This window comes from Roseateles sp. GW821-FHT09H10 (assembly GCF_059415865.1).
The window spans coordinates 347,424-358,571 of the sequence record NZ_JBWKOB010000005.1; the positions used below are offsets into that span (position 1 = coordinate 347,424).

Sequence of the window (11,148 nt, forward strand, 5' to 3'; positions counted from 1 at the left end):
CTTTCGGTCACTGTTCGATCAGGTCGGCTCCGGCCGGCAGCTTGAACTGGAAGCGCTCGGCCGCCAGCGGCACATTGGCCTGTACGGCGCTGAAGTCCAGGCGCGAACGCTGACCGAAGCCGTCGACGATTTCCATGGCCGCCAGCTCCTTGGCCTTGAAGCCGAGCTTCAGCGACTGGATGGTGGACTCGGCCTGCTTCGGAACCGCCTGCACCCAGTCGATGCCGCCTTCCGAAGGCTGGGCCTTCAGCGTGAAATCGCGCTCGATGTTGGTGCCGGCCAGCAGGGCCGCGGGCGTGGCGCCCAGCGCGTCGGCCAGCTTGCGGGAGCTGGCCTGATTGAGGTCGGCATCGAAGATCCAGACCTTCTGGCCGTCGGCGACGATGACCTGCTCGAAGGGCTTGGCGTAGGCGAAGCGGAACTGGTTGGGGCGCTGGAACTCGAAGTTGCCCGAGGACACCTTCTTGCGCTTGCCGTCCGGCGAGGTGACGGTCTGCGTGAAGTTGGCCTTGCCGCTCTTCACCTCGCTGGCGAAGGCGCGCAGCGCGTCGACGGCGTCAGCATGCGCTGCCACGGCGGCAGACAGGGTCAGGGCAATGAGAAGGTGCTTCATTCGTCTCGCTTGGGAACAATCAGCTCGCGGCTGCCATTGGCGGCCAGGGCGCCGACCAGGCCGGAGTTCTCCATCTGCTCCAGCAGGCGCGCGGCACGGTTGTAGCCTATGCGCAGATGGCGCTGCACCAGCGAGATGGACGCCTTGCGATGCTGTAGGACGATGGCCACGGCTTGGTCGTACATCGGGTCTTGCTCACCGCTGGCCTCGCCTGGCGCCGGCGCCTCGCCGTCGATACCGTCGAGCACGCCACCTTCAAGGATGCCTTCGATGTAGTTGGTTTCACCCTGGGACTTGATGTACTCCACAACGCGGTGGACCTCGTCGTCGCTGACAAAGGCGCCGTGCACGCGGATGGGCAGGCCGGTGCCCGAGGGCATGTAGAGCATGTCGCCCATGCCCAGCAGGGCCTCGGCGCCCATCTGGTCGAGGATGGTGCGGCTGTCGATCTTGGAGCTGACCTGGAAGGACAGGCGGGTCGGGATGTTGGCCTTGATCAGGCCGGTGATGACGTCGACCGACGGGCGCTGCGTGGCCAGGATCAGGTGGATGCCGGCCGCGCGGGCCTTCTGCGCCAGGCGGGCGATCAGCTCCTCGATCTTCTTGCCGACCACCATCATCAGGTCGGCCAGCTCGTCGATGACGACGACGATGAAGGGCAGGCGCTCCAGCGGCTCGGGGTCGTCGTTGTTCAGCGCAAAGGGGTTGGGGATGCTGATGCCGTTGGCCTTGGCTTCGTCGATCTTCTTGTTGTAGCCGGCCAGGTTGCGCACGCCCATCTTGGACATGAGCTTGTAGCGGCGCTCCATCTCGCCGACACACCAGTTCAGCGCGTTGCCGGCCTGCTTCATGTCCGTCACGACGGGCGCCAGCAGGTGCGGGATGCCCTCGTAGACGCTCATTTCCAGCATCTTGGGGTCGATGAGGATGAGGCGCACATCGCGGGCCTCTGCCTTGTAGAGCAGGCTGAGGATCATCGCGTTGATGCCCACCGACTTGCCCGAGCCGGTGGTGCCGGCCACGAGGCAGTGAGGCATCTTGGCCAGGTCGGCCACCACCGGCAGGCCGATGATGTCCTTGCCCAGACCCATGGTCAGCTGCGAGGCCGCATCGGCATAGACCTGGGAGCCCAGGATCTCGGACAGGCGGATGGTCTGGCGCCGCGCATTGGGCAGCTCCAGGGCCATGTAGTTCTTGCCCGGGATCGTCTCGACGACGCGGATGGACACCAGGCTCAGGCTGCGCGCCAGGTCCTTGGCCAGGCCGACGATCTGCGAGCCCTTCACGCCGGTGGCCGGCTCGATCTCGTAGCGCGTGATGACGGGGCCCGGCGAGGCGGCCACGACGTGGACTTCCACGCCGAAGTCGCGCAGCTTCTTCTCGATGAGGCGGCTGGTCATCTCCAGCGATTCGGGCGTCACCGTCTCTTGGCGGCCGGGTGCGGCGTCCAGCAGGTCGACCTGGGGCAGCTTGGCATCGCCGACGTCGGCAAACAGGGTCTGCTGGCGCTCCTTGGCGACGCGAGTGGATTGGGGCACCTCGACGACGGGCGCCTCGATGACCAGAGGGGCGTGTTCGGGCCCGCCCTGTTCCCACTGGCGCTCGGCCTGGCGCTCGACCTCGACCTCCTGCTCGCGCTCCTTCACGGCGAGTTCGCCGGCCTTCTGGTCGGCCTTGATTTCGCGCTTCTCGATGCGCTGCTCGCGCAGCTGCTCGATGCGCTCGCCGATGCGCTCGGCCAGGTGGCCCCAGGAGAAGCGGAAGGCCCAGGCCATGCCGGTCAGCAGCAGCACGATCCAGACCACACCCGAGCCGGCAAAGCCAAGACCCTTCATGCCCAGGGGGCCGAGGGTGTAGCCCAGCAGGCCGCCGGCATGGCCGGGCAGGCGCGGTTCCAGCGCGTAGAGGCGGCTCCATTCCAGCGCGCAACTCGCACCGACCAGCAGCAGCACGCCGGCCCACCAGCGGGCACGCTGGCTCCAGCGCAGCACGGGGGCGACATCATGGCGCAGCAGGCCGGCCAGGCTGCGCAGCCAGCCGCGCAGGGCCAGCATCGGCAGCCACCAGGCCGAGAAGCCGAACAGGAAGAGCAGGCCGTCCGACACCCAGGCGCCGAAGCCGCCGACGCGATTGCCGACCAGCGCGCGCTGGCCGCTGGTGCTGAAGGCGGCGTCACGCAGGTCGTGCGTGGCCAGGGCCAGCACCAGCAGGGCGAGGGCAAAGGCCGTCAGGGCCAACCACAGGGGCGTGCGCAGCAGCCGCGACGCGGCCGACGGCGGGGCCGCCTCGCGCTTGGGCGGCTGGCGGCGGGTGGGTTTGGCGGGGGCGGCGGGCTCGCTGGCGGCTGTGGACTCGTCCGGGCCGCCAAGCAGGGAACCGAGGGGAAAACTCATCCCCGCATTGTCGCCGTCAATCGTGGGTCAGCCGTTCCTTGATGACCACCGAACCGTTCTCAAGCGTTTCAATGACGCCGCGCTCTTCCAGGTCCTTCATGACCCGGCTGACCATCTCGCGCGACGCGCCGACGACCTTGGCCATGTCCTGGCGCGAGACCTTGCCGCGGATGAGCTTGATGCCCTTCTCGTCCTCGGCCATGTCCAGCAGCGTGCGGGCGACGCGGCCATAGACGTCCAGCAGGGCCAGCGACTCGATCTGGCGGTCAGCGTTGCGCAGGCGGGCCACCAGGCCGCGCAGGATGCCGTAGGACAGGCTGCTGCTCTCGGGCAGGCAGCGCGCGAACTCCAGGCGGCCGAGCACCAGCATGTCGGTCTGGACCTCGGCGCGCACCGTGGCCGAGTGCGGCTCGTTGTCGATGAGGCTCATCTCGCCGACGTAGTCGCCCGACTGCAGCACGGCCAGGATGACCTCGCGCCCGCGGTGGTCGGCCGTCAGCACGCGGGCGCGGCCGTTCAGCAGGATGAACAGAGCATTGGACTTGGTGCCCTGCTCGACGATCAGTTCACCGCGCTTGAAGCGGCGCTTGACGACGCTGTCGGCGATGGACTGGGCCTGATCGGTCGTCAGCATCGAGAACAGCGGCACCCGGCGGATCAGGTCGAGGTTGGAAATCATCGCCATATGCAGTCTCCAGGTTTGGGCCCCAGGCCGACGCGAATAAATGCGCCTGCCTAAAATGGCGTGCATTGTGCACACGCGGCAGGCTCCTCCGCATCGGGTTAGGCCGGGGTTTTCACCCCTAAGACTACCTTGCGAGCCGGCAACCCGCCCTCATCTTTTCTGCCATGACCGCTACGACCCAACACCACGGCCTGCTCATCCTCGGTTCCGGCCCCGCCGGCTACACCGCCGCCATCTATGCAGCACGCGCTAATCTCAAGCCTACGCTGATCACCGGCATGGCCCAAGGGGGTCAGCTCATGACCACGACCGAGGTCGACAACTGGCCGGCCGACGTGATGGGCGTGCAGGGCCCCGAGCTGATGCAGCGCTTCCAGCAGCACGCCGAGCGCTTCCAGACCCAGATCGTCTTCGACCACATCAATGCGGTCGACTTCTCCAAGCGCCCTTTCACGCTGACGGGCGACAGCGGCACCTACACCTGTGACGCCCTCATCATCGCCACCGGCGCTTCGGCCAAATACCTGGGCCTGGAGTCCGAGCAGGCCTTCATGGGCCGCGGGGTCAGTGGTTGCGCGACCTGCGACGGCTTCTTCTACCGCGGCCAGGAAGTCTGCGTCGTCGGTGGCGGCAACACGGCCGTGGAGGAGGCGCTGTACTTGTCCAATATCGCCAGCACCGTCCACCTGATCCACCGCCGCGACAAGTTCCGCGCCGAGCCCATCCTGGTCGACAAGCTGCATGAGAAGGCCGCTGCCGGCAAGATCAAGCTGCACCTCTTCCAGCAGCTCGACGAGGTGCTGGGCGATGCCTCCGGCGTGACCGGCGTGCGCACCGTCAGCACTCTGGACGGCGCCAAGGCCGATATCCCCGTGCACGGCTGCTTCATCGCCATCGGCCACCAGCCCAACACCGACATCTTCAAGGGCCAACTGGAGATGAAGGACGGCTACATCATCACCAAGAGCGGCCTGAACGGCTTCGCCACCATGACCAGCGTGCCGGGCGTGTTCGCTGCCGGCGACGTGCAGGACCATGTCTACCGCCAGGCCATCACCAGCGCCGGTACGGGCTGCATGGCCGCCCTGGACGCGCAGCGCTTCCTCGACCAGGAAGCCGGCTAAGACAGGTCGATTGCGGAACCCCTGGCCTGATCAGGGGTTTTCCGCTATACTCGCGGGCTTGCCTGCCGGATGGACCGCATCCGACGCCACGAACCGAGTTCTGGCTGAGGACTAGCAGGCATTTGCGGTCAAAGGGTTGCTCTTCCCGAGCAACTGGTCAGAGAAGTCAAACCGGAGAAGCGTCATGGCACGCGTCTGTCAAGTCACGGGCAAGAAGCCCATGGTCGGGAACAATGTTTCCCACGCCAACAACAAAACCAAGCGTCGGTTCCTGCCGAACCTGCAATACCGCCGTTTCTGGGTGGAATCGGAAAACCGCTGGGTGCGCCTGCGCATCACGAACGCCGCTCTGCGTTTGATCGACAAGGTCGGCATCGACCAAGTCGTCGCCGATCTGCGCGCCAAGGGCGAACTCTGATCGTCGTTCACTGACTCACTAAAGGAATACGACCATGGCATCCAAAGGCGGCCGCGAAAAGATCAAGCTGGAGTCCACTGCGGGCACCGGCCACTTTTACACGACGAACAAGAACAAGAAGACCACGCCCGAAAAGCTCGAATTCATGAAGTTCGACCCCAAGGCGCGCAAGCACGTCCTGTACAAGGAAATCAAGCTGAAGTGATGCATCGGGCGGTCTGGCCGCCCTGCTCTCTCAGCCAAAACAAAACCCGCCAAGCGGCAACGCTGGCGGGTTTTGCTTTTGGGCAGCTGGAATCATCAGCGGCCGGTTGCGGCAGCCACCGTCGGGCTGAACTCGGCCTGCATCCAGCGATCGAGCATGCGCTTTTCATAGCGCAGCGGATCGCTGCCGTAGTAGGCATTGAAGCCATCCTGGTAGTTCATGTCGCGCAGGCGCGTCTTGCCCTGCTGCACGACCTTGCCGGCCTCACGGATCTCGTAGCTCAGCTCGATGGAGGGAGAGGTCACCGAACGCATCACGCGCAACCACTGGCCGCGCCAAGCAAAGGGCTCGACCTCGCCAGCAAGGTCCACGTCCGACACATCGATGCGGACGTCACGCCCGGGCAGGCGCTTGGCGGCCTGCGCCACCAGATGCGCCTCGATGTCCTTCAGCACATCGGGCTGGCGAAAGCCGTTGTTGTCCTTGGTGTCCGAGAACTTCTCGGGGTTGATGAAATTCACCTGCACGTCAGCTTGTGCGGCAGCAGACGCAAGAGCCATCACGGCCAGGGCAATCCAGCGGGTTTTCATGGCAAGCCTCCTAAATCAGTGACTGCATGCCTCGAGTCTAGGCCAGCCCAAGAAAAAGGGCGCCACCAAGGGCGCCCTTTACTTCGAGAAACGCTGACTCAGGCGTGAGCGGCGCGCAGGCGCATCGAGAAGGCCTGCAGCTCGGCAATGCCACTTTCCTCGGCGCGGCGGCACCAGGCCTGCAGATCGGCCACCAGCTGTTCGGCCGACACATTGGTGCGGGTCCACATCTGGCGCAGTTCTTCGCGCATGGTCACCAGCTTGTCGATGACGGGGCTGGCCGCGCGCGCCTTGGCCAGATCACCCTGCACGGCGGCCGGGATGCGGTCCTCGTCACGGTGCAGCCAGCGCTTGGCCTGCTTGAACTCGGCGAAGCGGGCGCTGTGCTTGCCACCTTCGGCCTGGATCTTGGCCAGTTCGGCCGCGCAGGCCGCCTTCAGGCCACGGGCATAGCTGGCCATGACTTCATAGCGGTTGGCGATCAGCGCCTCCAGCGTGCGGGCGTCGGCCGGCTTGATTTCGCCCAGGCTCAGCTTGGGCGCCGTCTTGCGGACCTTGGCCCAGCCCAACATCTCCAGGCCGCGGATATACATCCAGCCGATGTCGAACTCATAGGGCTTGACCGAGAACTTGGCCGAGGTCGGGTAGGTGTGGTGGTTGTTGTGCAGTTCTTCGCCGCCGACGATCAGGGTCCAGGGCGTCAGATTGGTCGAGGCGTCGGGCGCTTCGAAGTTGCGATAGCCCCAGAAGTGACCGATGCCGTTGATGACGCCAGCAGCCCAGAACGGGATCCAGGCCATCTGGATGGCCCAGATGGTCGCGCCAAGCGCGCCGAAGAGCGCGACGTTGATGATCAGCATCAGAGACACGCCGAGCGCGCTGTGCTTGAGATAGACATTGCGCTCGATCCAGTCGTCCGGCGTGCCGCGGCTGTACTTTTCGATGGTCTCGGCGTTCTTGGCCTCGGCGCGGTAGAGCTCGGCGCCTTCGGCCATGACCTTCTTCAGGCCGCGGGTCTGGGGGCTGTGCGGGTCTTCCTCGGTTTCGCACTTGGCGTGGTGCTTGCGGTGGATGGCGACCCATTCACGGGTGACCATGCCGGTCGTCATCCACAGCCAGAAGCGGAAGAAGTGGGACGGGATGGGTCCCAGATCCAGGGCGCGGTGAGCCTGGGCACGATGCAGGAAGATCGTGACCGATGCGATCGTGATGTGGGTCACAACCAGCGTGTAGATCACCAATTGCCAGACGCTGAGGCCCAGCAGGCCGGAGCCTACCCAGTCGATCAGCGCGTTCAGGAATTCGTTCATGCGTCCAGGACCTCGGCCGCAATGGCCATGCGAAGGAAAGACAATTGTAGAGGAGCCACCCCAAATTCAAGGGATTTGGCGCACCGCAATCAGGCGGTGACGTGCGAATCGACGCGTTATTTGATCCGGGTCAACCCTGACGCTCCCAGGCGACGGCGAAAAAGCCGTCCGTGGCGTGTCGGTGGGGCCACAGCCGGAGTGCGCCGTTTTCCACGAGTTCGCCGGCGCGCTCGGCCTGGGCCTTGACCAGCGCCTCCTCGGCCGCCAGCGGCTTGAAGTCGGGATGGGCGGCGGCGAATTCGGCCGCGATGGTCTCGTTCTCGGCGTCCAGCAGGCTGCAGGTCGCATAGACCAGGCGGCCGCCCGGCTTCACCAGGCGGGCGGCGCTGGCCAGGATGGCGCGCTGCTTGGCCTGCAGTTCCGTCACGGCCTGGGGCGACTGGCGCCATTTCAGGTCGGGGTTGCGGCGCAGCGTGCCCAGGCCCGAGCAAGGAGCATCGACCAGCACGCGGTCGATCTTGCCGGCCAGGCGCTTGATGCGCTCGTCGCGCTCGTGGGCGATCTGGGCGGGGTAGACATTGGACAGGCCGCTGCGCGCCAGACGGGGTTTCAGCGCGTCCAGGCGGTGGCCGGAGACGTCGAAGGCATAGAGGCGGCCCGTGTTGCGCATCAAGGCGCCCAGGGCCAAGGTCTTGCCGCCGGCGCCGGCGCAGAAATCCACCACCATCTCGCCGCGCTTGGGCGCCAGCAGCAGGGCCAGCAGCTGGCTGCCCTCGTCCTGGACCTCGATGCTGCCGTTGGTGAAGAGCTCCAGCTTGTTCAGCGCCGGCTTGCCATCGATGCGCAGCCCCGTGGGCGAGTACGGCGTCGGCGTCGCCTCGATGCCAGCCGCCTTGAGCTGGGCCTGGGCCTCCTCGCGCTTGAGCTTCAGCGTGTTGACGCGCAGGTCCAGCGGCGCGGCCTCGTTCAGCGAGGTGGCCAGCTTCCAGAACTCCTCCTCGCCGAGGCGGGCCAGCAGGGGCTCGGCCAGCCAGTCAGGCATGTTGTGGCGCAGCTTGGACGCCAGGCTTTTCGGATCGATCGCGTTGACTTGCTGCAGCCATTGCTGCTCCTGGGGGCTCAGGGCGCCGCGCAGGAAGCTGTCGCTGCCGCGCCAGGCCAGCATGGCCAGGCGGCGCGGCATGGGGCCGCTGCCTGACTGGGCCAGGTTCTGGAACTTGAGCCGCTCGCGCAGCAGCGCATAGACGGTTTCGGCCAGACTGGCGCGTTCGCGCTGGCCGAGGTTCTTGTGTTGACGGAAAAAGGCCGAAACGGTCGAGTCGGCCGGCGCGTCGAGCTTGTTGACGACGGCGATCAGCTCGGCGCACAGCTCCAGCAGGGCATTAGGATGCATCGAGCCATTATCCCAAGCCTGCACGAATGAAGCTCTGGACCCAGTTGCGCCTGCGCCCTCGCCTGTTGACGGCGATCTTCGCGGGCAGCGCGCTGGCGGCCGCCATGCCGGGCGCCATCAGCCTGCAGACCCGCCTGCTGATCGGCTGGAACCTCGTCATCTGGATCTATCTGCCGCTGGCGCTGTGGATGATGCTGGGCCGTGCCGGCTCGGTGGACGTGCAGAGCCGGGCCAAGAGCCTGAACGAGGGCGTCGTCCCGATGTTGATGCTGGCCGCACTCGGCGCCCTGGCCAGCCTGGCCGCCATCACGCTGGAGTTGCAGGCCGCGAAACAGCAGCACGACACGCGCTATGTGCTGCTCGCGCTGACGACGGTGGCCGGCTCCTGGCTGCTGCTGCCGGTGGAGTTCGGCATCGCCTATGCGAGCCGCTATCACAGCAGCCGCCAGGGCGGGCATGGACTCGAGTTCCCGGGCGATGAGAAGGAGCCGCCGGACTACGGCGACTTCCTCTACTTCTCGATCACGGTGGCCGCGACCTCGCAGACCTCGGATGTCTGCGTCAGCTCGCGCGCCATGCGACGGCTGGTGCTGGTTCAGGCCTTGCTGGCCTTTGTCTTCAACACGGGCGTCTTGGCGCTATCCATCAACATCCTGGCCGGCGTGGTCAGCTGACGAAGAGTTGCTGTGCTGCTCCGTCGCAGTGGCTCACCACCTCGCCGTCCCACACCAGCGCATCCTCGACGAACCAGCGCACCGCCTGCGGATAGATGCGGTGCTCGGCCGTCAGCACGCGGGCCGACAGCGTCTTGGCGTCGTCGCCGGCCAGCACCGGCACCACACCCTGCATGACGATGGCGCCGTGGTCGAGCTCGGCGGTGACGAAATGCACCGTCGCGCCGGCCAGCTTGCAGCCCATCTCGATGGCCCGCTCATGGGTGTGCAGGCCGGTGAACGCCGGCAGCAGCGACGGGTGGATGTTGAGCATGCGGCGGGCGTAGCGGGCCGTGAAGCCGGGCGTCAGGATGCGCATGAAGCCGGCCAGCACGACCAGATCGGGCGCAAAGCCATCGATGACGCGCGCCAGCTCGGCGTCGAACGCCTCGCGGCTCTCGTAGGCCTTGTGGTCGACGACGGCGGTCGCGATGCCGTGTTCGGCCGCGAACTGCAGGCCACCGGCATCGGGCCGGTTGCTGATGACGGCGGCCACCTCGGCCGGCCAGCCCTCGGCCTTGCAGGCCTTCACGATGGCCTCCATGTTGGAACCGCGCCCCGAGATCAGAATCACCAGCCGTTTCATGACCGTCAGTGTAGGTGGCGCCCTTGAACGACAATCCGCGCCCCATGTCGACGACACCCACCCTCACCCGCCCGCGCGTGCTCTCGGGCATGCGCCCGACCGGCGCCCTGCACCTTGGCCACTACCACGGCGCCATCAAGAACTGGGTGCGGCTGCAGGACACCCATGAGGGCTTCTTCTTCGTCGCCGACTGGCATGCGCTGACCACCCAGCGCCCCAGCGGCGAGACCCTGAGCCGCCACGTCTACGAGATGGTGACGGACTGGCTGGCCGCCGGCCTCGACCCCGAACGCTGCACCCTCTTCCTGCAAAGCCGCATGCCCGAGCACGCCGAGCTGTTCACGCTGCTGGCCATGTGCACGCCCTCGTCCTGGCTGGCGCGCATGCCCAGCTACAAGGACCAGGTCGCCGCCGACCCCGAGCTGGCCACCTACGGCTTCCTCGGCTACCCGCTGCTGCAGGCGGCCGACATCCTCATGTACAAGCCCGCTGGCGTGCCGGTGGGTGAGGATCAGGCCGCCCACGTCGAAGTGACCCGCGAGGTCGCGCGCCGCTTCAACCGCCTCTACGCCGAAGCCTCGCCCATCTTTGTCGAGCCCCAGGCTCTGCTGACCGAGACCGCCCGCGTGCCGGGCCTGGACGGCCAGAAGATGAGCAAGAGCCTGGACAACGCCATCGCCATGCGCGACGAGCCCGAGGTCGTCGCCACCAAGATCCGCACCATGCCGACCGATCCGCAGCGCGTGCGCCGCAGCGATGCCGGCGACCCGGCGCGCTGCCCGGTCTGGCCCTTGCACCAGATCTACAGCGACGAGGCCACGCGCACCGCCTGCGACACCGGCTGCCGCACGGCCAGCATCGGCTGCCTGGACTGCAAGCAGCCGTTGATCGAGGCCATCCAGAAGGAGCAGGCCCCCTGGCGGGAGCGCGCCGCGGCCCTGGACCCGCAGCAGGTGCAGTGGACGCTGGAAGTCGGCACCGAGCGCGCCCGCGCCGTCGCGCGCAAGACGCTGCGCGAGGTGCGCGCGGCCATGGGACTGGTCGCTTGAGCGCGGCGCCGGGCCGTCCCAAGCAAGCTCGCTCCCGCTTGGCGGGACAGGCCGCAGGCCGAAGGGTGC

12 protein-coding genes are annotated in these 11,148 nt (G+C 66.7%); 5 read left to right on the plus strand and 7 right to left on the minus strand.

The window, feature by feature from the left end:
* Positions 1-7: 7 nt before the first annotated feature.
* Genes lolA through AC07OY_RS22795 form a run of 3 tightly spaced genes read right to left on the minus strand, consistent with a single transcriptional unit; the run spans position 8 to position 3,691 of the window.
* The gene (gene lolA / locus AC07OY_RS22785; RefSeq protein ID WP_495044860.1) at positions 8-613 is read right to left on the minus strand and encodes an outer membrane lipoprotein periplasmic chaperone LolA; all 606 of its coding nucleotides are present in this window, start codon (positions 611-613) and stop codon (positions 8-10) included.
* A complete protein-coding gene (locus tag AC07OY_RS22790; RefSeq protein WP_495044861.1) occupies positions 610-3,006 on the minus strand; it encodes a DNA translocase FtsK in 2,397 nt (798 codons plus the stop codon). Before AC07OY_RS22790 ends, lolA begins: the two co-directional genes overlap by 4 nt.
* A gap of 16 nt (positions 3,007-3,022) precedes the next feature.
* A complete protein-coding gene (locus AC07OY_RS22795) occupies positions 3,023-3,691 on the minus strand; it encodes a Crp/Fnr family transcriptional regulator (protein ID WP_025564077.1) in 669 nt (222 codons plus the stop codon).
* A gap of 164 nt (positions 3,692-3,855) precedes the next feature.
* Here AC07OY_RS22795 and trxB point away from each other — a divergent pair, with 164 nt between their 5' ends.
* From trxB to rpmG, 3 genes are all read left to right on the plus strand, one after another.
* Complete coding sequence (gene trxB / locus AC07OY_RS22800; RefSeq protein ID WP_495044862.1) at positions 3,856-4,815, plus strand: thioredoxin-disulfide reductase; 960 nt, start codon at positions 3,856-3,858, stop codon at positions 4,813-4,815.
* A gap of 184 nt (positions 4,816-4,999) precedes the next feature.
* Positions 5,000-5,233: a 50S ribosomal protein L28 gene (rpmB, locus tag AC07OY_RS22805; RefSeq protein WP_025564080.1), complete on the plus strand. Its 234-nt coding sequence runs from the start codon at positions 5,000-5,002 to the stop codon at positions 5,231-5,233.
* Between the two features lie 34 nt (positions 5,234-5,267).
* Complete coding sequence (rpmG, locus tag AC07OY_RS22810; RefSeq protein ID WP_025564431.1) at positions 5,268-5,438, plus strand: 50S ribosomal protein L33; 171 nt, start codon at positions 5,268-5,270, stop codon at positions 5,436-5,438.
* A 95-nt stretch (positions 5,439-5,533) separates the two neighbouring features.
* On the opposite strand, the gene AC07OY_RS22815 is transcribed toward rpmG, so the two are convergent.
* The 3 genes from AC07OY_RS22815 to AC07OY_RS22825 all read right to left on the minus strand — a co-directional run bounded on the left by AC07OY_RS22815 (position 5,534) and on the right by AC07OY_RS22825 (position 8,731).
* Positions 5,534-6,028 (minus strand): DUF3016 domain-containing protein, encoded by a 495-nt coding sequence (locus tag AC07OY_RS22815; RefSeq protein WP_495044863.1) that lies wholly within the window; start codon positions 6,026-6,028, stop codon positions 5,534-5,536.
* Between the two features lie 98 nt (positions 6,029-6,126).
* Positions 6,127-7,338: a DesA family fatty acid desaturase gene (locus tag AC07OY_RS22820; protein ID WP_495044864.1), complete on the minus strand. Its 1,212-nt coding sequence runs from the start codon at positions 7,336-7,338 to the stop codon at positions 6,127-6,129.
* Positions 7,339-7,468: 130 nt separating this feature from the next.
* Complete coding sequence (locus tag AC07OY_RS22825; protein ID WP_495044865.1) at positions 7,469-8,731, minus strand: RsmB/NOP family class I SAM-dependent RNA methyltransferase; 1,263 nt, start codon at positions 8,729-8,731, stop codon at positions 7,469-7,471.
* Between the two features lie 26 nt (positions 8,732-8,757).
* On the opposite strand from AC07OY_RS22825, the gene AC07OY_RS22830 reads away from it, so the two are divergent.
* Entirely contained in the window at positions 8,758-9,405 is a 648-nt protein-coding gene (locus AC07OY_RS22830) for a DUF1345 domain-containing protein (protein WP_495044866.1), read from the plus strand.
* Here AC07OY_RS22830 and purN read toward each other — a convergent pair.
* A complete protein-coding gene (purN, locus tag AC07OY_RS22835) occupies positions 9,398-10,030 on the minus strand; it encodes a phosphoribosylglycinamide formyltransferase (protein ID WP_495044867.1) in 633 nt (210 codons plus the stop codon). The genes AC07OY_RS22830 and purN overlap by 8 nt on opposite strands.
* 44 nt (positions 10,031-10,074) lie before the next feature.
* On the opposite strand from purN, the gene trpS reads away from it, so the two are divergent.
* The gene (gene trpS, locus AC07OY_RS22840) at positions 10,075-11,079 is read left to right on the plus strand and encodes a tryptophan--tRNA ligase (protein WP_495044868.1); all 1,005 of its coding nucleotides are present in this window, start codon (positions 10,075-10,077) and stop codon (positions 11,077-11,079) included.
* Positions 11,080-11,148: the final 69 nt, after the last annotated feature.

Excerpts from the sequence above, each read along its gene's own strand:
- lolA (WP_495044860.1), bottom strand. The coding sequence starts at position 613 with ATGAAGCACCTTCTCATTGCCCTGACCCTGTCTGCCGCCGTGGCAGCG.
- AC07OY_RS22790 (WP_495044861.1), bottom strand. The coding sequence starts at position 3,006 with ATGAGTTTTCCCCTCGGTTCCCTGCTTGGCGGCCCGGACGAGTCCACA.
- AC07OY_RS22795 (WP_025564077.1), bottom strand. The coding sequence starts at position 3,691 with ATGGCGATGATTTCCAACCTCGACCTGATCCGCCGGGTGCCGCTGTTC.
- trxB (WP_495044862.1), top strand. The coding sequence starts at position 3,856 with ATGACCGCTACGACCCAACACCACGGCCTGCTCATCCTCGGTTCCGGC.
- rpmB (WP_025564080.1), top strand. The coding sequence starts at position 5,000 with ATGGCACGCGTCTGTCAAGTCACGGGCAAGAAGCCCATGGTCGGGAAC.
- rpmG (WP_025564431.1), top strand. The coding sequence starts at position 5,268 with ATGGCATCCAAAGGCGGCCGCGAAAAGATCAAGCTGGAGTCCACTGCG.
- AC07OY_RS22815 (WP_495044863.1), bottom strand. The coding sequence starts at position 6,028 with ATGAAAACCCGCTGGATTGCCCTGGCCGTGATGGCTCTTGCGTCTGCT.
- AC07OY_RS22820 (WP_495044864.1), bottom strand. The coding sequence starts at position 7,338 with ATGAACGAATTCCTGAACGCGCTGATCGACTGGGTAGGCTCCGGCCTG.
- AC07OY_RS22825 (WP_495044865.1), bottom strand. The coding sequence starts at position 8,731 with ATGCATCCTAATGCCCTGCTGGAGCTGTGCGCCGAGCTGATCGCCGTC.
- AC07OY_RS22830 (WP_495044866.1), top strand. The coding sequence starts at position 8,758 with ATGAAGCTCTGGACCCAGTTGCGCCTGCGCCCTCGCCTGTTGACGGCG.
- purN (WP_495044867.1), bottom strand. The coding sequence starts at position 10,030 with ATGAAACGGCTGGTGATTCTGATCTCGGGGCGCGGTTCCAACATGGAG.
- trpS (WP_495044868.1), top strand. The coding sequence starts at position 10,075 with ATGTCGACGACACCCACCCTCACCCGCCCGCGCGTGCTCTCGGGCATG.